Raw genomic sequence first — 22,915 nt, 5'->3', positions numbered from 1 at the left:
CCCAATCAAAAACCTCAGATGCCCCCAGTCTCTCCCGAGCGTCTCCGCAGCTTCCACCGCGTCCCAGCACCTCAGCAGCGCCGGTGAAGGGCGTTCTAAGTATATCGCCCAGAAGCCGCAAGTGGAAAAATCAAAAAAACACAAAAAAACGCAAAAACAGTATTTTATCATACTAAAACAAATGGTTACGAATAGCACCCAGCCATTCAACCCGGAAGTCGCGGACACAGACCACCGCAAATCAGCGCCATGGATATGTTATTCACACTGTTACCCACAGACTCGCCTGCGAGTCAGGCTGAATCGGCTTGCCTAAACCGGATCAGGAATGATGTGACCGGCAAGCGCAAGGCCAGAAGACCCAGGATAATCGCCAGGTAGACCAATGGCTCGATCTGAAACCCCTTCGCCAGCATCACATAATGAAGCGCGCCCAGAATTGCTGCCGGGTAGACCAGACGATGCAATTTGCGCCAACGAGGCCCCAAACGGCGAACCGCCCAGTTGTTGGACGTGATTGCAAGCGGCAGTAACAATACAAAAGCAGCCATGCCCACCGTGATATAGGGCCGCTTGATAATGTCTGCCCAGATTTGGCTGGGAATCTGAACATCCAGAACCAGCCAGATCAACAGGTGCAATGCGACATAAGAAAATGTCAGTACACCTATCGCGCGGCGGAACTTCATCAGATTTAGGCCAGCGAAGCGACGCAAGGGCGAAATCGCGAGACCCAAAATCAGAAGCTGCAGCGCCAGTTCGCCAAACTCGTGCTCGAGCGCCTCGATCGGCTCGACCCCGAGACCACCGGTCATGCCCTGATAAAACAACCAGGGCGCAGGCAGCGCGCCCAGCAGATAAACAGCCCAATTGGGAAGCCGTCGCAAGAGGTCGTTGAGCCGCCGCATCATCTCAGTAGTTCTTCGCCAGATCCATGCCTTCGTAAAGGCTGGCGACCTCATCTTCATATCCGTTGAACATCAGCGTCGGGATTCGCTTGGCAAACAGACCTCCGCCGATTTGACGTTCCGAAGCCTGCGACCAGCGGGGGTGATCCACATTGGGGTTCACATTGCTGTAGAACCCATATTCCCTAGGACCTGCCATGTTCCAACTTGTCGGAGGCTGGGTATCCGTCAGGGTAATCCGCACGATCGATTTGATCGATTTGAAGCCGTATTTCCACGGTACCACCAATCGCAAAGGCGCGCCGTTCTGGTTCGGGATGTCCCTGCCGTAGATCCCAGTAGCCATAATGGTCAGCGGATGCATCGCCTCATCCAAACGCAGCCCTTCGCGATATGGCCAGTCTAGTACCGGATACGCCACACCCGGCATCTCATCGGGACGATAGGCGGTCTCAAACGCCACGTATTTCGCGCCGTCCTGAACACCAGCCATGCCGAGTAGATCTGCCAGTTCAAACCCGTTCCATGGTATCACCATCGACCAGGCCTCAACACAGCGGAACCGATAGATTCGCTCCTCAATAGTCATTTCAGACATGATGTCGTTGAAATCATAATCACCGGGGCGGTCGACCAGACCGTCGATGGTGACACTCCAGGGCTCGGTCACCAGTGTGTGTGCATATTTCGCCGGATCATCCTTGCGAGTCCCGAACTCATAATAATTGTTGTAGGAAGTAATCTCTTCCCATGTATTCGGTTCAAGCGCCTCGGCCGCCGCTGGCCGCGCCAGACCCGCCAGCCCGACACCCGCCAAACCGGCCATGACCTGTCGCCGGTTCAGAAACGCCGCCCTTGGGGTGACGTCCGCATGCGTCAGTTTGTTGGTCCAGCGATGCGCCATTTGGTTCTCCGTTATCCATTAACCTCGAAACTGAGGTAAGGTCTGATAGCACAGAGCCAAGGAAACAGGCGTCACGATTGAGCGAACGGATTGTAACGAAAATTAGGTACGCTTGGGCGCGAGGATAACGGTCACCCGATGTTCAAGCCGACAACACGGTTTATTTCGCACCCAAGATTGACCGCCTGATAGGTCGGAAAGGGTAGCCGGGCTGAAGTTTCGATATCGCGCCGAACCCAGTCCTGCTCCTCTAATTGCTTGAGCGAGGATGACAATGCGCGATCAGTGATCACCTGAAGATCCGACCTGAGCCTTGAAAAGCGCCGCGGTTGGCGGGTCAGCGCCAGAATAGGAACCGTCCAGCTGCGGCGCAGTAGCTTCAATTCAGTATCATCCGGCACCAAGGCCATGATTTCTGCCGCTACTGCCGCCGCCTGAACCCCAGCTTTGGTCAAACGGAACTCAGGTCTTAAGGGGTGGCCGTGGCCCGGATTCCGTTCAAGCAAGCCGAGGCTGACCAGATGCTCCAGACTTGCGGCAAATGCCGTCCGGCTTGCCCCGGTCGCAGCGAGCAATGGGGCCTGCCTGCCCGGAACCCCTTGGTGCAGCTGCGCAAGAATGTTCAGTGACCAGGCCCGGGAGGTAAGCTTGACAAGTAGTTTTATGTCCATAAAATATAGTTACTTTATTTTAGGACAAAAGGAAAGTTCCATGCCCCTCGTTTCCTTAGAAAACACCATCACTCTTGCCATTTCGGTCAAAGATCGCCACGCCAGTGCGCGCTGGTATAATGACAAGCTCGGGTTTGAGTTGATCCATCATATTGATGAGGCGGGTTGGAGCGAGATGCTCACCAAAACCGAAGGCGTCACCCTTGGTTTGGGCGAGCAGGCAGAACCAGCGCCCGGAAACACCGTTCCGGTCTTTGGTGTTGCTGATATCGCAAGCGCACGCGATGCTTTGGAAGGGGCTGGAGTTCGGTTTGACGGCGAAACCGAGACGATTGAGGGGATGGTCAGCACTGCCACATTTTACGACCCGGACGGCAACGCAATGATGCTGGCGCAGGATCTGACCGGGCAGGTCTGAACGCTCTTAGTCGCAATACAAGCCACCAAAAAAAGACCCGCCTGGATGGCGGGTCTCTTCATTACCTGAGATTTAATGCACGACTGCATCATCCGGGCGCGGACGCTCGGACGTTCCCAGCCGGTCGCCGATGATCAAACCATCGGTTCCGGCGGTCACCGGAACGGTCTCACCATCCTTTATCTCACCGGCCAGCAGTGCCTCGGCCAGCGGGTTCTGCAAGGCACGTTGGATCACGCGTTTCAGCGGGCGGGCACCGAAGACCGGATCATAGCCTTCATTGGCCAGCCATTCCTTCGCGCCATCATCCAGTGCCAGCTCGATCTTGCGGGCGGCCAGACGTTTCTGCACGCGCGCCATCTGGATATCGACGATGCCATCCATATCGGCCCGTTTGAGCCGGTCGAAGATGATGGTCTCATCCAGACGGTTCAGGAACTCGGGCCGGAAATGCGCCCGGACCGCATCCATCACGTCGCGCCGCGCCTGCGCGCTGTCCGCTCCTTCGGGCAACTGGCTGAGTGCCTGAGACCCAAGGTTCGACGTCAGGATGATCAGCGTCTGCTTGAAGTCGACGGTACGACCCTGACCATCGGTCAGGACGCCATCGTCCAGGACCTGCAGCAGCACGTTGAACACATCCGGGTGTGCCTTTTCGACCTCGTCAAACAGCACGACCTGATAGGGTCTGCGCCGCACGGCTTCGGTCAGCACACCACCTTCGTCATAGCCGACATAGCCCGGAGGGGCACCGATCAGACGGGCGACCGCGTGTTTCTCCATGAACTCGGACATGTCGATGCGCACCATCGCGTTGTCGTCGTCGAACAGGAAGTTCGCCACGGCCTTGGTCAGCTCGGTCTTGCCCACGCCGGTCGGGCCGAGGAACAGGAACGAGCCCAATGGGCGGTTCTCGTCATTCAGACCGGCACGCGCACGGCGCACGGCGTTGGCAACGGCAGTGACCGCCGCATCCTGACCGATCACGCGGGAATGCAGATCGTCTTCCATCCGCAGCAGTTTCTCGCGCTCGCCTTCCAGCATTTTCGAGGTCGGGATACCGGTCCAGCGTTCGACCACCGAAGCGATCTGTTCCGGGCGCACCGTTTCCTCGGCCATCATGGCGTTGCTTTCGGCGTTTTCAGCCTCGGTCAGCTTTTTCTCAAGCTCGGGGATGACGCCATAGGACAGCTCACCCGCCTTGGCGAGGTTGCCCTCACGCTTGGCGATCTCCAGATCAGCGCGCGCTTTGTCGAGTTGTTCCTTCAGATCACGCGCGCCAGCCAGCTTGTCGCGTTCTGCCTGCCACTGAGCAGTCATCTCGGCGGATTTCTCCTGCAGATCAGCCAGATCCTTTTGCAAGGTTTCCAGACGATCTTTTGATGCCGCATCATCCTCAAGCTTCAGCGCCTCTTCCTCGATCTGCATCTGCAAGATCTGACGATCCAGTTGATCGAGTTCCTCGGGCTTGGAATCCACCTCCATCCGCAAACGCGACGCCGCTTCATCGACAAGGTCTATGGCTTTGTCAGGCAGGAAGCGGTCGGTGATGTAGCGATGCGACAGGGTCGCCGCCGACACGAGCGCTGAGTCCGAGATGCGCACACCGTGGTGCAGCTCGTATTTTTCCTTGATACCGCGAAGGATGCTGATCGTGTCCTCAACTGTCGGCTCAGTGACCATAACCGGCTGGAACCGGCGGGCGAGGGCTGCGTCTTTCTCGACGTATTTGCGGTACTCATCCAGCGTCGTCGCGCCGATACAATGCAACTCACCCCGGGCAAGCGCAGGCTTGATCAGGTTGGCGGCATCCATCGCGCCGTCGGATTTACCGGCACCTACCAGCGTGTGCATCTCGTCGATGAACAGTATGATCTCACCGGCGGCTTCGGTCACCTCGGTCAGAACAGCCTTCAGTCGTTCTTCGAACTCACCGCGATATTTAGCACCGGCGATCAGCGCACCCATGTCGAGCGCGAGAAGCTTCTTGTCCTTCAATGATTCCGGCACATCACCATTGACGATGCGCAGGGCCATGCCCTCGGCAATCGCGGTCTTACCGACGCCGGGTTCACCAATCAGTACCGGATTGTTCTTGGTGCGGCGCGACAAAACCTGCATCGAACGGCGGATTTCCTCATCCCGCCCGATGATCGGGTCGATCTTGCCTTCGGCTGCAGCCTCGGTCAGGTCGCGCGCATATTTCTTAAGCGCGTCGTAGCCTTCTTCCGCCGATGCGGTGTCAGCAGTGCGGCCCTTGCGGATATCGTTGATCGCTTCGTTCAGTTTCTGGGCCGATACAGCACCGGCCTCCAAAGCCTCTTTGGCTTTGGATTTCACCATACACAGCGCCATCAGAACGCGTTCAACCGGCACAAAGCTGTCGCCCGCCTTGGTGGCGAGCTTCTCTGCCTCGTCCAAAACCTTGGCGGTCTGGCCGTCCATATAGATCTGGCTCGCGTCGCCGCTGACCTTCGGAATTTTGCCCATGGCCGCGTCCAACGCCTCAACCACGCGGTTCGGTGCGCCGCCAGCGCGTGTGATCAGGTTGCTGGCCAGCCCCTGATCGTCGTCCATCAATGCTTTCAAGATATGTGTGGGCTCCAGCCTTTGGTGCCCCTCGCGCAGCGCAATGGTCTGCGCGGCTTGCACGAAACCCCGTGCCCGCTCGGTGAACTTGTTCAAGTCCATAGCATTCTCCTTTTCTTAAGCGCCCCGTATTGATGCGCCCGCTTGGCGGCACGCGTCGGTCTGGGCCTCACATTCAATTTGGGAAATGTCTTTTCCCATTCAAGAGGCTAGAGCATATAAAACGGCGTCATCCGCGCGGAATCGAGTAGACGGAATAACCGCCAGTTTCTCCCATCAATTCAGCGTTGTACATTTCGACCAAAGACTGCTCGGCACTGCTGCCTGTAGGGCATGAAACCAGATCTGCTGTATGATCGAGGAAGTTGCCGGTATAGGCTGTTTCCCCGGTCAATTGACACCAGTCGTCTTCCGATCGGTACCCACGCACTAACAGAAGATTGTCATTGGTTGGAGCCGGCGCGACACCGGTTTCGGGCGGATCGCTTTGAGGCGCGTCTTCGCATGCGGCCAACATCAGTGCCACGCCAAGTACTATTACCTTTTTCATCATTTCTATCCCTGTTCTGAACGTCGGTACTTTAGCACATTGCGCAAAATAGTGAGTGATCTGCGTCACCTCGGGCTTCACACATGGACAGATCGCCCTGAACCCGTTAGGACGCAAACGTTTGCCAAAAAGGAGCGCCCCATGTCCGATGACCGCCTTATCGTAGCCCTCGACGTCCCAAACGCCCTGCAGGGTCTAGCCATGGCCGAGCGGCTGGGCGACTCGGTTTCGTTCTATAAGATCGGGCTGGGTATGTTGACTGGCGGCGGTCTGGCATTGGCCAACGAGTTGAAACAGGATCACGGAAAGCGCATTTTCTTGGACATGAAGCTGTTCGATATCGGCAACACTGTAGAAAATGCAGTGCGTGGGTTGGCTCAGTTCGATCTGGACTTCTTGACGGTGCATGGTGATCCGCATGTCGTACGCGCCGCAAAGGAGGGCGCTGCAGGCAAGGACATGAAAATTCTGGCGGTAACAGTCCTAACATCACTGAACAGGGACGATCTGGATGCAAGCCTTCTGAAAGCGGGTGACCTACAGGACCTCGTTGTAGAACGCGCGGCCAAGGCTTTCGAGGCCGGAGCTGATGGCGTCATCGCCAGCCCTCAGGAAGCCGCACTAATCCGCGCCCTGCCCCAATCCGAAGGTCGTTTGATTGTAACCCCTGGGGTACGCCCTGCTGGTGCAGCTTTGGGCGACCAAAAGCGGGTCGCAACCCCGGCCAGTGCAATCGGCGATGGGGCCGATCATATCGTCGTGGGCCGCCCGATTTATCAGGCGGATGACCCCAAAGCCGCCGCACAAGCAGTTTTGAGCGAGTTAAATTCATTGACTCACCATTAGGCGAAAAGCCAAAAATTGCGGAAGGAACGGTGCTCAAGCAATTGACGTTAGGTCAATTTTTCGCGCCGCCGCGCCAAATCGTCCCTGTGCCCGAAAACACACATGAAAAACATGAGTTTTATGGCGTTCGGCTTGTGGCTATCGAAAAACGCCATTTTCGGCGATTCTACACACAAGACACTCCCCAACGGGCCATCTCTTCCTGAGGCTCGTTACCTCCCCCCGCAGGCGCGGGGGGTTTTCTTTCGAAGTCCCGTTCAAAGCTGCGCCGTTTCCGACAAATAATCCCGAAGGCGATCTGCAAAATTTGGAATGGCCAACGGATTCGACAGATAATCCTGCGGACAAATCAGCCTCCACCCCTGCCCTTCGTTCCCAAAACGGATCAGGCCAACATCTTCCGGCGGGCGCAGGGCGACGTAGAACCAGCTTTGACCATATTGCCGTGACCAGACAAGATCGGTTGCGCACAGGCGCAGTCCAACCTCTTCATCTGTTTCACGCAACGCGCATTCGATCGGTGTTTCACCTGGCTCTTTCCCGCCGCCTGGAAAATCGAGATGACCTGGAAACGGAATATCTGATCGATCATCTCTTAGAATGACCAGCAGCTTGTGCCCCAGAAACAACGCTATTTTTGCCCCGGCGAAGTCCATCGGTCCTCTTTTTATCCTTATCCATTCGCGATACTTATTAACCTATCGAATGTCTTGATCAATCCGCCGCTGGCCGGAAAGAAACTACATCATGCCCGCCATCTGTCGCGACTGCCTGAAGGAAATTAAGCAAGGGCCGCGCTGCCCAACTTGCAGCAGCCCGAGGGTCAAATCGCACCCAGAGCTGTTTGACCTGACGATCGCGCATATGGATTGCGATGCTTTTTATGCTTCGGTCGAAAAGCGCGACAATCCCGAACTTGCCGACAAGCCTGTGATCATTGGCGGCGGCAAGCGCGGGGTGGTATCAACTGCATGTTACGTGGCCCGCGTTCGCGGGGTACGTTCAGCCATGCCAATGTTCAAGGCGCTTCAACTATGCCCCGAAGCGGTGGTGATCAAACCGCGTATGTCGCTCTATGCCAGCGTCTCGCGCGAGATACGCACCATGATGGACGAGTTGACACCTGATGTTGAACCACTGTCGCTGGATGAGGCGTTCATGGACCTATCCGGCACCGAGCGGCTGCATGGTGCACCGCCAGCGGTCATGCTTGCGCGTCTGGTCAAGAGGATGAAAGATGAGCTGGGCCTGACGGGATCGATTGGCTTGAGCCATAACAAGTTTCTGGCCAAGGTGGCCTCGGATCTCGACAAGCCTCGGGGTTTTTCAGTGATCGGCAAGGCCGAGACGGCTGATTTCCTGCATGACCGGCCGGTGCGATTAATCTGGGGAATTGGTCCGGCGGCGCAGGAATCTCTGGATCGCGCGGGGATTCGCACATTTGCTGATCTTCTGCGCTGGGATCAGGAGGCGCTGACCGCGCGGTTCGGATCAATGGGCTACCGTCTGTGGCATCTGGCGCGAGGGCAGGACAAACGGCGCGTATCGGCCCATGAGCCGATGAAGTCGATCAGTAATGAGACCACTTTTTTCGAGGATACCGCCAGTCTTGAAATTCTGGACGGGCATCTGTGGCGTATGTCTGAAAAGGTAGCCGACCGGGCCAAAGCCAAGGGATTGGCTGGGCGAGTGGTGACGCTGAAGCTTAAACAGGCCAACCACAAGATCATCACCCGGCGGATATCACTACGCGATGCGACTCAGATAGCGGATCGGATTTATCGCACCGCTCGTGGGCTATTTGATCAGGTTGGCGATCAGGGTCCCTATCGCCTTTTGGGATGCGGCCTGTCTGACCTATGCTCTGAGGATCAGGCCGATATCTCGGGCGACCTTCTGGATCCCGGTGCAGAACGCCGATCACAGGCCGAACGTGCGACGGACGAAATCCGGCGCCGTTTCGGCAGTGATGCAATCGTAAAAGGTCGTGCGCTGCGCTAGGTCTATTCGGCGGCAAGTGACATTGGATCGGACCCGATACTGGTGATCTGCGCGGTGACCTGCCGCAACACATCACGCAACGCCTCAAAGTTGCCGTTCGGCTGGATCGTTTCCTCGTTCATATAAAGTGAACGATCGATCTCGATTTGAACCGCATGCTGATGGCGGGCAGGTCGACCATAGGTCTGGGTGACGTAGGCCCCTGCAAAAGGCGTGTTGCGCGCCACATTCAGACCCGCGTCGGCAAAAGCGGCCTCGATCTGATCAACGATCACACCGGAAGCGGCCGCACCGAACCGATCGCCCAAAACGATTTCCGGTCGGGCCCGGCGCGAGCCGCCGGCCAGCGCCACCGCCTCGTGCGGCATCGAGTGGCAATCAATCAGAATGGCCTGCCCAAACAACTGATGCGATTCCGCCAGCAGAGATTTCAGACGAGTATGGTATGGACGCCAATAGGTATCGATCCGCAGGCGCGCCTCATCCATAGTCAGCTTGCCGCTGTAGATCGCCCTGCCGTTGGCGACCACGCGGGGAATCACCCCGAGGCCCGAGGTAACCCGCGGATTATGTCCGTGACGACGCGCACCCTGTATCAAAGCGGGGTCCAATTCATCCGAATTGCGATTCAGGTCCAGATAGGCGCGCGGCATGGCCGCGGCGAGCAGCGGTGCACCGAATTCAGCGACTGAGGAAAAAAGCTGATCGACATACGCATCCTCGGAGGACCGAATCATATTGCGGTTCAAAACAGACCGCTTCAACAAAGACTCGGGATAGGTCCGACCGCTATGGGGCGAGGCAAATACCACGCAGGACGTACGCGTTGCGGGCATATCCAGAATATAGGCTGCATTGGTGGCGGCGTCGGGCATGGGCTCTCCGTTGTTCGCACTCAACATAGACCGTAAAATAGTTCTGCCAAACCCCTTGATCCCCCCAACGACTCCTTTTATAGACCCCGCTACCGGCGCGGGGTTCCGCGCCCCATTTCGTTATGGGGCAGGTCACGCAACGGTTTCATGGGCGGTTAGCTCAGCGGTAGAGCACTTCGTTGACATCGAAGGGGTCACAAGTTCGATCCTTGTACCGCCCACCATGAATTCATTGCTCTGGTCTTTCCGGGGCACCCGATTAACCCAGGCGCTGGCCACGTCTTTGATGAAGGCGCCGCAGATTGGAGACAGACCCATGAAGGTCAAGAACTCGCTCCGCTCGCTCAAGAACCGGCACCGTGATTGCCGGGTTGTGCGTCGCAAAGGCCGCGTCTACGTGATCAACAAGACGCAGCGCAAGTTCAAAGCTCGCCAGGGCTAAGGGCTACACGAACTTAATTCAAAAACCGCGCTTTCGAGCGCGGTTTTTTTATGCCCTGCTTCTAGCGCCCTTTCGTGTCGGCGGAAGTGCCGGAAATCGCTCCGAAAGTCCGGTTCTGAGATTTAGTATTGTTATGAGACGGTCTCGTGCTACGCTTTCCCTGTTTTTATGACGGGAGGTCGGGTTGGCCAACGATGATCTGGATACGCTATTAGGAACAACCCTGACCGAGATGGTGGCCGATATAGGCCGAAGCGTGGCCCAGGCCGCCGAACAACTTAGCCTGGATCAGTTGAACGCGCTGAAGAACTATCCTCAGGAACTGCGCGAGATGGGCATTCCGCCAGTCTTTTACCACATGCAGGATGTCGATGTAGAATTGAAGGTCGTCATGGAGATGACCAGCACCACAGAAGAAGGCAAACGCGGGATCATTGGCGCGTTTCTGTGTGGGCCAAAACTGACGCAAACAGATACGCTCGATGCGAGCAGCGCGTCGACCATGCGGATGCGGTTCGCGCCGGGACCGGTGGATGAAAGTGGTTCTGGTGGAGGGGTCGATGGCGACTAAAAAGGACAAGACCCCCAAAAAACAGCCTATAGATGTGCGCATCACCGAACTGCCCGAGGCCTTCACCACACTGCTTCAGTCATTGGAAAACCGCCTGACCGCGCTGGAGGCGCGCGAGGTCGTGTTGCTGGAGACGATCCAGGACCTGCAAGACCAGATCGACGACCTGGAAGAAGGAGGCGGTGGCATGCTGATGGGCTCGGGTTCTCCGGTGGTGAACCCAATGGCCGGAGGCCAGAGCGGAATGGAGGTTGAAGACAAAGATACGCAGATCGTGGATGCGCAGGTTTTTTCGCAGGCCCTGGGCGAACAGATCCTTGCAGGATCCGACGGCAGCGACGATTTCACCATCGACAATGTCCAGGTCGAAGCCTTTGTTGGGCTTGGTCGGGATGGCGACAAAGCCCAGTTCGCTACAAACGCGAAGAAACAGGCGGTCAGCCAGAACGCAGCGAAGGTCTCGTTCTCGGTCAAAAGACGGTCCGCAACGAAGATTATTGATAGAGACTGAATTCACAAAGGAGATTGGAAATGAGTATCGGGCAGGAACTGCTAAACGTCCCTTTCGCGGAAATGGTTCAGAAACTGGCGATTTCCGTGGCAGAGTCGCAAACTGAATTGGATAGACATTCGACTGATATCGCCAAATACATGGCGGATCAGAAAATCCAGCTTCCCGACCTATCCAACCCCGATGGTCCCCCAAAGGAATTCAGCCTCGTGTCGATGGGTTTCCTGCCCGCGTTCTATGCGGTGCAAGAGGCCGAGATCGAGGTAAAGATGGCGATCTCGATGACCAAACAGACCGAGAAATCAGGCAGCGCATCGGTCAAAGGTGGCTGGGGACCCGTGGCGGCGCAGGTCAACGCAAGTTATTCCTCGCGCTATGCCTATAATCAGGAAGGCGCAAGCAGGCTGTCAATCAAACTGGCCCCAGCCGATCCGCCGGTCATGCTGCAGAAATACATGGAAGCGGTAACTCAGGCGATGCTGACCAAAGAACCGGTGCTCAGCGACGATCCGGACCCCGAGCCGGCACCGTCCCCCGTCCCACCGCAACCCGAAAGAAAACAAAGTAGGCGGCGTCAATCCTGAAGGGGCCGTCCGGCAAGGTAAGTTCAGCGACGTTTTGACCAACTAATTTTGTCGGATTTCCTTGCATCCCACCGAGAATCGTTTAATTGACCAAATCAGTCGGGTTAATTCCCGTCGCGATTTTCAATGTTGGGACAAATGATGCTGAAATCCTCTACCTGCTTTGCCGCCACCCTGACGGCCCTGATCGCCACCTCTGCCGCAGCCGAGGGCGAGCTGAACCTGTATTCCTCGCGCCACTACGACACCGACGAACGCCTGTATTCCGACTTCGAAGAGGCCACCGGCATCACCATCAACCGCATCGAAGGCAAGGCCGACGAACTGATCGCACGGATGAAAGCAGAAGGCGCGAATTCGCCCGCTGATGTCCTGCTGACGGTCGACAGCTCGCGCCTGGCCCGCGCCAAGAGCGAAGGCATCCTGCAGCCGGTCGAGAGCGCAATCTTAGAGGAGCGTATTCCGGCAAACCTTCAGGACGAAGACAATCAGTGGTACGGCTTTTCTCAGCGCGCACGGATCATCTTCTTTGACAAGGCTGATGTCGCCAACCCACCCGCAACCTATCTGGATCTGGCAAAACCGGAGTATAAAGGGCAGATCTGCATTCGCTCGTCCGGCAATATCTATAACCAGACACTATTGTCATCGATCATTGCAAATCACGGCGCGGAAGAAGCCAGGAAATGGGCTGAAGGTGTCGCCGCCAACATGGCACGCGAACCTCAGGGCGGTGACACAGACCAGCTGCGCGGCATCGTGTCAGGCGAGTGCGAGATTGCGGTTGCCAACACATACTATATGGCCCGCGCTATGCGCAAAGACGTCAAGGGTCTAAGCGCGGATATCGAGATGATCGGCGTGCAGTTCCCGGCACAGGACGCCGAAGGTGCACATATGAACCTGTCGGGCGCGGGTGTTGCAGCAAACGCGCCGAACAAAGAAAACGCGATTAAGTTCCTTGAGTATCTCGCAAGCGATCAGGCGCAGGTCTACTTCTCGAACGGAAACGATGAATACCCCGCTGTCGAAGGCGTCGCGCTGGCTGAGAACGTGGCTGCTCTGGGGGAATTCAAAGCAGATGAGGTGAACCTCTCAGAGGCCGCCAAAAACATCCCCGAGGCACAGAAAATCTATAACGAAGTTGGCTGGAAGTAATCCAGTCCGATACCCGAGCAGCAAAAGGGCGCAGATTTCTGCGCCCTTTTTCTATTGTGTTTGATGTAAAGCAAGGCAATAATCCCATATTCGTAACTGATTCCCATATGTGAGCCATGCTCGACACACTATCAATCCGCCTCGCTAAGCGTCTGAACGAGCTGCGCCAGGGTCATGGCTGGTCGCTTGAGCAGCTGGCAGACCAAAGTGGGATCAGCCGGGCGACACTGTCGCGAATGGAAAACGGTGATGTCAGCCCTACCGCTGAAACGCTTGGCCGTTTATGCGCAGCATACGGCCTGCCCATGTCACGCCTGCTGATGATGGTCGAAGACAGTTTCGATCCCAAAGTACCTTTCGAGAAGCAGCCTGAATGGCATGACCCCGAAAGCGGGTTTACCCGCCGTTCGGTTTCACCACCGGCGACTGGCCTCAGTGGGGAAGTAATGGAAGGTCATTTGCCCCCAGGTACTGTCATCACCTACGATACTCCGCCCAAGCCGGGACAGGAGCACCACCTGATCCTACTTGATGGAAGGCTAACGTTGACAGTGGACGGGATTGCCCATGCGCTCAGCGGCGGCGACTGCCTTCGCTATCACCTGTCGGGGCCAACGCAGTTCGAAACCGGACCCAAACGCGGTGCGCGCTATCTGTTGGTGCTGATATGATTACGCGATTGCCACAGGAATATTTCGACGAAGCGCTTGAGGATCTGACCGATATCCTGCACCGCTGTGTCCATACCGGTGCCAGTATCGGGTTCATCCTTCCTTTTTCGCGGGACGATGCCCGCGCCTATTGGCGGGACAGGGTGCAGCCCGAACTCCGCGCGGAGACACTCGATCTGTTTGTCGCATATGGTGACGGACGCATTCTGGGCACGGTGCAACTGATCCCCGCCGCAATGCCAAACCAGCCGCATCGCGCGGATGTGGCAAAGCTGCTGGTTCATCCGCAGGCTCGCCGTCGCGGTTTGGGTCGGTCGCTGATGGAGGCACTGCATGAGCGAGCTCGGGAATTGAAACGCACGATGCTGGTGCTGGACACCCGTAGCAGCGATCCTTCACGCTTGCTGTATCAGTCGATGGGTTTTCAGATTGCCGGAGAAATTCCGAACTATTGCCGAAACCCGTTTGAGGATCGGCTGGAGCCGACCACTTACATGTTCAAGGACGTCACCTAGCTGCCCGTAGCGCGCGCATTCGCGACAGAGCATTCGGCGATCCCCGAAGGTCCCGACATAGGTCGGCACCAAAGGCCTACAGCCGCGCGCCATCGACAGCAAAAGGGCGCTCGTTGACCAAAGAATTTGATACCTCAAGCGCATCGGGATCAATCTAGAATCGAAGGAACTCCAGAGCTTCTCCGGCTGGCAGCTTCTCAGTTTCTGCCGGAATAATTACCAGACCATCGGCCTGTGCAAGAAGGGCAACGCGCCCGCTGTAAGACCCGGCCATCAGGCGCAATCGCGGTGCGCCATTCGGTGTACATCCGTCGATGCTTACCGGGCGGTACTCACGCCGTCCCGCGCGGCGTTGAAGAGGTTCTGCCAAAACCGCCTGCTCCGGGGTGCGTTCGTTCCGATGCAGACCGGCACGGCGTTCCATCATCCGCGCACCAATGATCTGCCACGTCACAAAGGCCGAAACCGGATTTCCCGGCAGGCCCACATAAAGCGCATTACCCCGACAACCGAACATGATCGGCTTGCCGGGTTTCATCGCCACTTTCATCACCTCGGTTTCGCCACCGATTTCACTGAACAGGCGCGGCATGTGGTCTTCGTCCCCGACCGAAACACCGCCCGTGGTGATGATCAGGTCCGAGCTATTACAGGCATCCCTCAAGACCTGCTTCAGCAGCACCGGATCATCTTCGACCGGGCCTCGGTCGGCTAGTTCGATCCAGGGTTTATCCAGCAAAGCCAAAAGCATGTAGCGGTTCGAGTTGTAGATCTGTCCAGGGCCAAGCGCTTCACCCGGCTGGCGAAGTTCGCTACCGGTCGAGAAGATCGTGACCTTGAGCTTGCGATAAACCTTCACCTCGCCATAACCAGCCGAGGCCAACGCGGCGGCCTCACGCGCAGTAATTTCACACCCGCGCCGCAGGATCGGGGCACCAGCTTTCAAATCCTCGCCCGCGCGACGGATATGCTGACCGGATTTTGGACGGCGGTTGAACCGGATGCGATCGGACTGTAACTCACAGTCTTCCTGCATTAATACCGCATCGAACTCGGACGGCACCGGCGCTCCTGTGAATATACGCAAGGCACTGCCATCCGGCGCATCGTGTGCGCCGCTATCACCGGCGGCTATGCGCCCGCCAACTAGCAGTTCGAACACAGGCCCCTCGCCCAGATCGGCGCTGCGAACGGCATAGCCGTCCATGGCCGAGTTATCGAAGGCGGGCATGTCTACCTTGCTGTCGCAATTCTCGGCCAGTATCCGGCCAATAGCCTGCACCAGCGGTAGTGTTTCGGTATCCGTGATGGGGTTGGCCACGGACAAACCGCGCCTTAGGGCGTCATCTACGGTCAGGTACATATGAGCATGGTGGTCGCAGGCACATCCATCAGCCATTTTGGGCCTCCATATACGCAAAGAGCTCTTCGAAACCGACCCGCTCGGCCTCTCCAAGTTTAGGTAGATAGGCCTTGGCTTCTTCGAGATTCGAGCTTGGATCACCAACTACCAGCAGCATGACCATTCCATGACGCCCATGAACGCGGCAACGGATGCCGTAGACTCCCTCTTTCTCGAAAGTCAGATCCAGTTCGGGTTTGCCCCGAATCTCGAAGACGCGCGCGCCCACGGGTATCATTCGAGGAATGGCAGTGACCGTGTGCCGCCCGGTCGAGCCTTTGAAACGCACAGTCGCCCCAGCGGGAACCTGCAGGAATTTGGGTTCGAACCGAAATGCATGCGCCGGAGTGTCGGCGTTCAGGTCGATGACCTGATGAACTACGGCAACCTCGGGGATCTCCTCGGCCAGTGCGACACTACCAAAAGCCATTGCCCCCGTTAGAATCGCCGCGCCTAGTTTCAGCGAAATCGCCATCTATCCCTCCGGTTTCAGACCGCCCGGTAGGGGTCTCCCAACAGGTCGGCCAAAGCGCTGATCAACACCGGCCACTGGGCGCGGCGGTTCTCGTCGCGCAATCCGGCCAACAATTCGCGCCCAATGGACACCAAGGCAGGGGTGCTGTCATTGACATAGGTCACGATCCGTTGCTCAGGATTGGCCAGAAGGAAGGGTACGATGGCCGCACCTGCCTGATCCGGGGCCGTTTCAGATAAAAGCCGCATCGCCGCCTGCCGTACCGGGGCCGAGACATCGTCCAGCAAGCTGCGCGCCACAACGGCCGTCCCGTCCCAGCGGGTCAGAATCTGCATGGCGTCGATGCGAAAGGCAGTATCTCCGGTTTTCAGCATAGCCCGCAATTTGCCCCGCAGCGCATCCTGCGGTGGCAGGTCAGCCTGTTGCAGCAGGTTCAGCGCTTGCAGAGACAGATTGGCATCGGTATGCGAAAGCCACTGTGTGATCAGATCGATCAAATGCGACTGGTTCAGTTCGGACCCGTTGCGCGCGACCGACAAGCCCAGTGCCGCCAGCGCCTGCGCGGCGATCTCGGTCTCGGGGTCCTGCGCGATCTGGGCCAGCATGATCTGCATACCTGTGACGTCGCCCAGCAGGCGGATGGCCGAAATGCGGGTCTCACGCTCCAAGGCTTCGGCATTGTCATCCAACGCCACGCGGCGGCGTTTGGGATGGCGGGTGGCCTTGACCAACAATGCCTGCTCGCGTGGCGTCAGGGGGTGCAGGTCATCATCCTCGGCCTCTTTCTTCATCTCTGCCGCGATAGCGTCATGGCCAAGGATCGCGCCGAGGCTGGAGGTAGGGCCGTTTTCACCACCGTCGGATACATCCAGCCCTGCCTCTTCCAGCGCGGCGATGTCGGTTTGCGGGGCCTCTTCCTCGTGCGCGTCTTCGACCACGCTCATCGGGGCGAGCGCGAAGGACAGCAGCAATTCGCGGCCCTGCTGCTGGTTCACATGCGGGCGGTCGGTGTCAGTAACAATCATCGCCAGCGAGGCCACGGCCTTCAGCCGCACCGACCGGAAGGGCGCGCGGCAGGCGCGTTGCAGCCATTCTGCCGCCTCGCGCAGGGGCGAGGTCGCCAGCGCGTCGACGATGGCCCATTGGATACGCTCGGCCTTGAGGTCGTCCGCCTCGGCCGAGAACAGCGCGTTCAGCCGATCTGCCACCAGTTGCGGGGCCAACGCCGCCAGCAGGCCCAGCGCCTGCGCCGAGACCTCAGGCTGTTGTCCGGTTGCGAGGAAATCCAGCACCTGCCAGCGCAGGTCGTCTTGATCAACGATAGGCTGGCTGCGGTCCAGCCGGTCGATCAGCGCCAGTTGCACCTTGGCGCCGGGGTCGCGCATCATGCGATCCAGCAGTTCGGGTTCGGAAAGGCCGGACTGGTTCAGCGCTGCGATGCGGATATCCTCGACCGCATCTGTCAGGGCCTGTTCGACCAGCGCCGGGTCGTTCGGCATCAGCGCCTCATAAGCGATCAGACGCGCCGCGCCGTCTTTGCCCGTCAGAGCCTTGCGGAGAATGGTTTCGGCCTCGGCCCCACCGATGGTGGCCAGAGTGTGCAAAGCACGATGGCGCAGACGACGGTTCCAGGATTGGGCGAACACACCCAAGGTCGGCACAGAGGGCGCACCGATCCGGCCCAGCGCTTCGCAGGCCACATCCCCCAGTTCCTGCCCGTCTTCGTCCATCAGCGCCATGACAATGGGTTCAATCGCAGCCGTATCGCCCATGCGACCCAACGCTTTGATCGCCGCGATCTGAGTATCCAGCCAGTCGTCCCATTCGTCTTGATGCAGCTCGTCCTCGTCCCACGTGATATCCTCGCCGCGACCAGTGACAAGCGTGCGCAGGTAAGGCCCTGCGTCTTCGGATTTCAACTCGGCCAGAGCGGTCACGCAAGCCAGTTTCACCTCACCGCAGGGATCGTGGATCAGGTTTTCCAGCAGTTGCGGCGCGGCCTCCGTTACGCCCAGCGCGCCCAGCGCTTGGGCTGCGTCTTGCCGGACGTCTTCGTCATCATCCAGCAGCGCCTCGATCAAGGCCGGGCTGTTGGCGGCCCCAATGGCCGCCAGGGCCTGAATGGCGCGCAGGCGGATCACGTCATATTCGGATTTGGCGTAGTCGGAAAGCAGGCCGGTGGCCTCATCGCGCAGGGCGGTATCGGAATGCATGTTCATATCAGGTCTGCCATGTTTGCGGTTGGGACGGGTTGGGTAAAGTGGAAGACAGGTTTCCCAACCGAAGCCTGCCTTCCAGGTGGTCCCTTCTGCAGTGGGACCGGACCCGAGGGGCGGCATGGCGTCCGCCCCCCGGAAAAGCGTCAGGCGATATCGCGCGGCGCAAAGGACATCGTGCGGAACGAGGTCTTGTAGGGGCTCGGCCCCAGTTTGCGGACCTTGGCGACGCCCATCTTGTAGTTGTAGTTGCCGCTGATCCAGTCGACGATCCGGCCCTCAAGCGCGTTGGCAGGCTGCTGCATGTGCAGGAAGTCCATGTAAACGACGCTTTTCTTTATGGCGGGCGTAACCATGGCCACGGCGGTGATCGCCGCTTTGGTCAGTTCGATATGCCCGTTCTCCATCAGTTTCGAGAACTGGAAGTCGTCGCCTTCCACACCCAGCAGCGTATGCTTGTTGCCCGGAACGCGTTCCGAATAGACCATCACATAGTCGCCGCTTTCGATGCCACGCTCGGCCGCATCGTCGGGATGGATTTCAACCCAGTTTTCCGGCCAGCGCTGCACGATATACGGGCGGCGGCGGTCGTCGAAACCGGACTGCCAGCGTTCGTTGATCCGACCAGATGTGGCCCACAACTCGCCTTCGTCCTTGTTGGGTTTCAGCCATTCCCAATAATCCGAGAACAGGCCCCAAGGCGATTTCTGGATGTTGCACTTGCCGGTCTGGCTGTTGAAGTGCGTCAGCTTCTTGTTGAATACATCCGCACCAGCCGCACCGGTAGCAGGCAGCGTGCGGGTTGTATCGTGCAGGCGCTTGGTTTCAATCAGCGTGACACCATCGGCATCCAGCATGACCGGGCATTGCACCCCGTCGGTGCCAAACTCACGGACCTTCTGGTGCAGACCCTTGCCCTCTTTCTTGGCCAGACGGAAGACCGCGTGGAAGTCCTTGCGCGACCCGCGGGTAAAGCGGACGGCCTCTTCGGCAACTTCGTTCGAGCTCTGCCAGTCGAACCCATCAAAGCCCATCCGCTGTGCCAATTGCGCGATGATCCACCAGTCGGGCTTGGCCGCACCGGGCGCATCATAGAACTTCTGATACAGTCGCAAGCGGCGTTCGCCGTTGGCGCGCAGAAAGTCCTCTTCACCCCAGGTCGCTGCGGGGAACACGATGTCGGCATAGCGGTTGCCGATCGGGTCCTGCAGATAGATGTCCTGGTTGATCACCACCATACCGCCGCTGTCAGCGCGGGCCTTCAGCGTGTCGATCATCTCTTGCTTGTCGAAGCTGGCGATCTGGTGCGGGTTGCGGACGGTCAGTTCCTCGAACTTGTCGGCCAATTGCTGGCTGCCGCACATGGACTGAATCCACGTGGTGCCGATCACGTGGGCCATACGGGTATGGCCCGCGATCAGATACCGGTCGGTATCCATGGCGCGGCGACGACGGCCCGGCAGTTTCTCGGGCGATTTGTTGCGCGGGTATTTCCCGCCCTTCACGCCGCCCCGCTGGTGACCACCAGCCCGGCCAATGACCTGACCCGGACGCCCGCCGCAGCCGCAGATGATGCCCAAAGCGGAAATCGCCTGCGTGTTGCCGGTGTTGTTGGACCAGTAGAACCCCTTCTCGATCATGACCGAGGTTTTGGGCCGTGTGCCGTCTGCCTTGGGTTTGGCCAGCCATTCGGCGGCCGTATAGATCTTCTGCACGTCGATCTCGGCCATGGCGGCGGCGGTTTCAGGCGCGAATTCGTCCTGCGACAGCAGCCACTCTTTCCAATCCTCGAAGCCTTTGGTCTGGAACTTGCCCCAGGTCGTGCGCCACTGCCACGGCGTGTTCCGAGTGCCCTGACCGAAGCCCGAGGAGCTCTCCCACTTGTTATTGACCCATTTCTTGATCCAGTCGCTGTCCTCCCAGCCATTTTCCACGATGACGCGGGCAATGGCGTTGACGACCAGCAGGTCGGTGCCGGGCAGAACGTCGATATGCAGGCCTCCCATCTTTTCCGCATGGGCCACACCGGCGGACCGGCGCGGGATCAGATAGATTTCCTTTTGACCGTTCTGCATCCCCTTCATCATCCACTGGGTATAGAGGATGGTCTTGGTCTCATACGGGTCAGTGCCGCAGACCAGCAGGGTTTCCGCATCCCGCCAGTCCTCGTAGGAGGGGCCGAAATTGTCAAAACCCGCATCCCGGAAACCGGGGGTCGAGGTTACGTCGGACGGCGTGTCGTGGAAGGTGAAGTTCGCGGTGTTGATATGGCGCAGCGCGTATTTCGAGATCGCATAGGTGTTCTCGATATACTGATAGCTGAAAGTCTTGACGCCATAGGCATTGGTGCCGTGTTTGGCGATGACATGGTTGCCCACCTCAGCCGCCACATCCAGCGCCAGATCCCACGGAACCGGCATCAAGGTGCCATAGATCCGCATCAGTGGCGTCTTCAGACGGTCGCGCGTCGGTGTCTGCGGGTTATAGCATTTCTGCGCGATACACCCGCCCCGCAAGGAACTGTCGCCGTCGGTGTTGACGTATTGCGTGTCCTTGTCCGGGATGATCACCACGTGATGCGGCTGACCCTTGTGCAGGACGATATTGTGCTGGTTCGGCGCGACCCAGGCACCCAAGGGCGCAACGGGAAAATCCTCGCCAAAGGCGTTTTCGTCCGCCGTGGGGCCGCCGGGTTTGGCCGTCACGGGCCAGCGATAGACCTTGTAACCACAAGCCACGATGCAGTAGTCGCAGGCGGTCGAGATGACCTCGGCTCCTTTGGGCGGCAGCGGGACGTTGGTTTCGGGTACGTAATACGGGGTTGCCATGATTCCGCTTCCCTTATGCAATGAGGTTGTCGTAACGGCCGTAGATCAGGCCGAACATGCCAACGGCGTAGATGTCATCGCCGTCCAGTTCCAAAAGGACCTGCGGCAGCGACTGATAGGCCTGCCCCGAGACGAGGATGCCGTGCCGTGTCACGTCATAGGTGGACAGGTGCAACGGGCACGGGCCCAGCACCTTATGTTCAGGCTTGTAGCTGTCATACATCGACCCGCCCTGATGGGTGCAGGTGAGGTTGAAGGCCACAACATCCTTTTGCGGACCAATGCCGCCGCCGCTTTCCACGCCGGTTTTCACAAGGATCGAGTCCGAATAGTCGCCCTCGTCCGGGTAGTAGAACTCGACCGGCACATCCTGTTCCAGTTCGGACAGTTTGCCGATCAGCTTGCGCGGATAGGTCGATACCAATGCGGGCACCTGTTCGGCCTGACCGTGGCGGGTAGGCATGGTCACCATCACGGCAAAGGTGGTGGCACCCGAGGCGAACAGGAACTGGCGGCGGTTCACGGTGCAGGCCTTTTTGGCCTCGCCCGAACAGCTGCATCCGGTTGCGTTATGATCTTTCATGACGCTTACTCCTCTGCTGCCGCGGGAAGCGGCTGGTAATCCGGCAGATCAGGTTCTTCGACCAGAATCTCGTCACCGGACAGGGATTTCAGGAAGGCCACCAGATCCGCCTTTTCCTGATCATTCAGGCCAAGGGGTTGGATCAGCGGGGATTTGTTTTCAGCGAACTCATTCTCGCCGCCGCCCTGGTTGTAGTACTCGACCACATCCTCAAGCGTCTCCAACATGCCATTGTGCATGTAGGGTTCGGTATAGAGGGTGTAGCGCAGGCTGGGCGTGCGGAACTTGCCCTTGTCGGCCTTTTCCTTGGTGCGGAAATAGAAGCCGGGGTCGTCCTTGGTGTGGCGATACATCTCTTCGGTCGAGCCTTTGGCATATAGCTCATACCGGAAGGTGACCTGCGCCAGACCATCGTCCTGCCAACCATCATAGGCGGGTACGCCGGTGTTGTAGTATTTCTCGTCCGACAGCAGCGCGCCGTTGTGGCATTCGGAACATTGCGCCTTGCCGGTAAACAGTTCCAGCCCGCGTTTCTGTTCGTCGGTTAGCGCCGCATCATCCCCGCGCAGATAGTTGTCGAAGGGCGTGTCGGTCTGAACGATGGTCCGTTCAAACGCTGCGATGGCGCGCCATGCGTTGCTGATGCGCGGCCATTGATCGCCGAAGACATCGTTAAAGCGTTCGACATATTCGGGGACAAAGGCCAGACGGGCCTCCATCATGTCAGCCTCGCCGTTGCCGGCGACCGCACCGCCTGCGGCGGATTTGGCCTGGCTCTCAAGGCTTTTCGAGGAACCTGCCCAGAACAGCTTGCCATAATAGGCCGAGTTCACGATGGTCTGGCTGTTGCGCCAGTGGGTCGTGCCCGGATAGCCGAACGAGATCGGTGCCTCGACGTCCCAGCCGACATCTGGCATGTGACAGGCCGAACAGGGCGTCGACGGATTCCCGCCAAGACGGGCATCAAAGAACAGCATCTTGCCCAGTTCGATCTTGGCGTCGGTTTGCGGGTTGTCCAGCGGGATCGGCGGCGCGCCCAGCGCCACCAGCGGCGAGTCTACATCGGGGTCTGCGCCACCGATGCCGGCCTCAATCTCCATGCTGGTTTCCGCAATCGCCTGTGCACCTAGGACGGCAAACAGGGCAGCGGTGGCGATTGTGCCTGAAAGGTAAGACTTTAGGTCTTTCATGGGTCCA

At 58.4% G+C, this 22,915-nt stretch carries 23 protein-coding genes and 1 tRNA gene; 11 read left to right on the top strand and 13 right to left on the bottom strand.

Translation table 11 applies throughout. From position 1 onward, the window contains the following. Positions 1–293: 293 nt before the first annotated feature. The 3 genes from msrQ to ACR0EN_RS18800 form a co-directional block, all read right to left on the bottom strand. The gene (gene msrQ, locus ACR0EN_RS18810; RefSeq protein ID WP_170398528.1) at positions 294–908 is read right to left on the bottom strand and encodes a protein-methionine-sulfoxide reductase heme-binding subunit MsrQ; all 615 of its coding nucleotides are present in this window, start codon (positions 906–908) and stop codon (positions 294–296) included. A 4-nt stretch (positions 909–912) separates the two neighbouring features. After that, a complete protein-coding gene (gene msrP, locus ACR0EN_RS18805) occupies positions 913–1,812 on the bottom strand; it encodes a protein-methionine-sulfoxide reductase catalytic subunit MsrP (RefSeq protein WP_170425728.1) in 900 nt (299 codons plus the stop codon). Positions 1,813–1,943: 131 nt separating this feature from the next. Then, positions 1,944–2,483, bottom strand: coding sequence for a winged helix-turn-helix transcriptional regulator (locus ACR0EN_RS18800; protein WP_170819145.1), 540 nt, complete (start codon positions 2,481–2,483; stop codon positions 1,944–1,946). Between the two features lie 40 nt (positions 2,484–2,523). Here ACR0EN_RS18800 and ACR0EN_RS18795 point away from each other — a divergent pair, with 40 nt between their 5' ends. Beyond that, entirely contained in the window at positions 2,524–2,901 is a 378-nt protein-coding gene (locus ACR0EN_RS18795) for a VOC family protein (protein ID WP_170466559.1), read from the top strand. 72 nt (positions 2,902–2,973) lie between these two features. On the opposite strand, the gene clpB is transcribed toward ACR0EN_RS18795, so the two are convergent. Further along, entirely contained in the window at positions 2,974–5,592 is a 2,619-nt protein-coding gene (gene clpB, locus ACR0EN_RS18790; protein ID WP_170819144.1) for an ATP-dependent chaperone ClpB, read from the bottom strand. 127 nt (positions 5,593–5,719) lie between these two features. After that, the gene (locus ACR0EN_RS18785) at positions 5,720–6,040 is read right to left on the bottom strand and encodes a hypothetical protein (RefSeq protein ID WP_170636920.1); all 321 of its coding nucleotides are present in this window, start codon (positions 6,038–6,040) and stop codon (positions 5,720–5,722) included. Positions 6,041–6,181: 141 nt separating this feature from the next. On the opposite strand from ACR0EN_RS18785, the gene pyrF reads away from it, so the two are divergent. Continuing rightward, complete coding sequence (gene pyrF, locus ACR0EN_RS18780) at positions 6,182–6,886, top strand: orotidine-5'-phosphate decarboxylase (protein ID WP_170425720.1); 705 nt, start codon at positions 6,182–6,184, stop codon at positions 6,884–6,886. Between the two features lie 257 nt (positions 6,887–7,143). Here the strand turns inward: pyrF and ACR0EN_RS18775 are convergent, their stop codons facing one another. Further along, positions 7,144–7,542 (bottom strand): NUDIX hydrolase, encoded by a 399-nt coding sequence (locus ACR0EN_RS18775; protein ID WP_480588265.1) that lies wholly within the window; start codon positions 7,540–7,542, stop codon positions 7,144–7,146. Positions 7,543–7,633: 91 nt separating this feature from the next. Between ACR0EN_RS18775 and ACR0EN_RS18770 the strand changes: the two genes are divergently transcribed. Further along, on the top strand, positions 7,634–8,887 hold the full coding sequence (locus ACR0EN_RS18770; protein ID WP_170733876.1) for a DNA polymerase IV: 1,254 nt from the start codon (positions 7,634–7,636) through the stop codon (positions 8,885–8,887). A gap of 2 nt (positions 8,888–8,889) precedes the next feature. Here the strand turns inward: ACR0EN_RS18770 and ACR0EN_RS18765 are convergent, their stop codons facing one another. Continuing rightward, positions 8,890–9,762, bottom strand: a complete 873-nt coding sequence (locus tag ACR0EN_RS18765; protein ID WP_170425714.1) for an N-formylglutamate amidohydrolase — start codon at positions 9,760–9,762, stop codon at positions 8,890–8,892. Between the two features lie 149 nt (positions 9,763–9,911). Between ACR0EN_RS18765 and ACR0EN_RS18760 the strand changes: the two genes are divergently transcribed. The 8 genes from ACR0EN_RS18760 to ACR0EN_RS18725 all read left to right on the top strand — a co-directional run bounded on the left by ACR0EN_RS18760 (position 9,912) and on the right by ACR0EN_RS18725 (position 14,214). Continuing rightward, positions 9,912–9,986 (top strand) — tRNA-Val (locus tag ACR0EN_RS18760). 92 nt (positions 9,987–10,078) lie between these two features. Next, the gene (gene ykgO / locus ACR0EN_RS18755) at positions 10,079–10,204 is read left to right on the top strand and encodes a type B 50S ribosomal protein L36 (protein WP_005648635.1); all 126 of its coding nucleotides are present in this window, start codon (positions 10,079–10,081) and stop codon (positions 10,202–10,204) included. A gap of 184 nt (positions 10,205–10,388) precedes the next feature. Continuing rightward, positions 10,389–10,775 carry a hypothetical protein gene (locus tag ACR0EN_RS18750; protein ID WP_170636916.1) on the top strand — a complete coding sequence of 129 codons (387 nt, stop codon included), beginning with the start codon at positions 10,389–10,391 and terminating at the stop codon, positions 10,773–10,775. After that, on the top strand, positions 10,765–11,286 hold the full coding sequence (locus ACR0EN_RS18745) for a hypothetical protein (protein ID WP_170398502.1): 522 nt from the start codon (positions 10,765–10,767) through the stop codon (positions 11,284–11,286). Before ACR0EN_RS18750 ends, ACR0EN_RS18745 begins: the two co-directional genes overlap by 11 nt. A gap of 20 nt (positions 11,287–11,306) precedes the next feature. Further along, entirely contained in the window at positions 11,307–11,870 is a 564-nt protein-coding gene (locus ACR0EN_RS18740; protein WP_170398500.1) for a hypothetical protein, read from the top strand. Positions 11,871–12,011: 141 nt separating this feature from the next. After that, positions 12,012–13,028, top strand: coding sequence for a Fe(3+) ABC transporter substrate-binding protein (locus ACR0EN_RS18735; protein ID WP_170398498.1), 1,017 nt, complete (start codon positions 12,012–12,014; stop codon positions 13,026–13,028). 116 nt (positions 13,029–13,144) lie between these two features. Beyond that, positions 13,145–13,699, top strand: coding sequence for a helix-turn-helix transcriptional regulator (locus ACR0EN_RS18730; RefSeq protein WP_170819141.1), 555 nt, complete (start codon positions 13,145–13,147; stop codon positions 13,697–13,699). Continuing rightward, positions 13,696–14,214: a GNAT family N-acetyltransferase gene (locus ACR0EN_RS18725; protein ID WP_170425708.1), complete on the top strand. Its 519-nt coding sequence runs from the start codon at positions 13,696–13,698 to the stop codon at positions 14,212–14,214. The genes ACR0EN_RS18730 and ACR0EN_RS18725 overlap by 4 nt, the downstream gene beginning before the upstream one ends. Positions 14,215–14,368: 154 nt before the next feature. Here the strand turns inward: ACR0EN_RS18725 and ACR0EN_RS18720 are convergent, their stop codons facing one another. The 6 genes from ACR0EN_RS18720 to ACR0EN_RS18695 form a co-directional block, all read right to left on the bottom strand. Beyond that, positions 14,369–15,613 (bottom strand): molybdopterin molybdotransferase MoeA, encoded by a 1,245-nt coding sequence (locus ACR0EN_RS18720; protein ID WP_480588262.1) that lies wholly within the window; start codon positions 15,611–15,613, stop codon positions 14,369–14,371. Continuing rightward, positions 15,606–16,091 carry a plastocyanin/azurin family copper-binding protein gene (locus ACR0EN_RS18715; RefSeq protein WP_170408233.1) on the bottom strand — a complete coding sequence of 162 codons (486 nt, stop codon included), beginning with the start codon at positions 16,089–16,091 and terminating at the stop codon, positions 15,606–15,608. Before ACR0EN_RS18715 ends, ACR0EN_RS18720 begins: the two co-directional genes overlap by 8 nt. 14 nt (positions 16,092–16,105) lie before the next feature. After that, positions 16,106–18,310 (bottom strand): HEAT repeat domain-containing protein, encoded by a 2,205-nt coding sequence (locus ACR0EN_RS18710; RefSeq protein ID WP_480588260.1) that lies wholly within the window; start codon positions 18,308–18,310, stop codon positions 16,106–16,108. A gap of 143 nt (positions 18,311–18,453) precedes the next feature. After that, positions 18,454–21,135: an arsenate reductase (azurin) large subunit gene (locus tag ACR0EN_RS18705; protein WP_170819138.1), complete on the bottom strand. Its 2,682-nt coding sequence runs from the start codon at positions 21,133–21,135 to the stop codon at positions 18,454–18,456. 13 nt (positions 21,136–21,148) lie between these two features. Continuing rightward, a complete protein-coding gene (locus tag ACR0EN_RS18700; protein WP_170425700.1) occupies positions 21,149–21,718 on the bottom strand; it encodes an arsenate reductase (azurin) small subunit in 570 nt (189 codons plus the stop codon). A 5-nt stretch (positions 21,719–21,723) separates the two neighbouring features. Further along, entirely contained in the window at positions 21,724–22,908 is a 1,185-nt protein-coding gene (locus tag ACR0EN_RS18695; protein WP_480588258.1) for a cytochrome-c peroxidase, read from the bottom strand. Between the last annotated feature and the right edge of the window lie 7 nt (positions 22,909–22,915).

Source organism: Ruegeria sp. AB7 (assembly GCF_056542625.1).
This window is presented reverse-complemented; position numbering and strand designations above follow the sequence as displayed.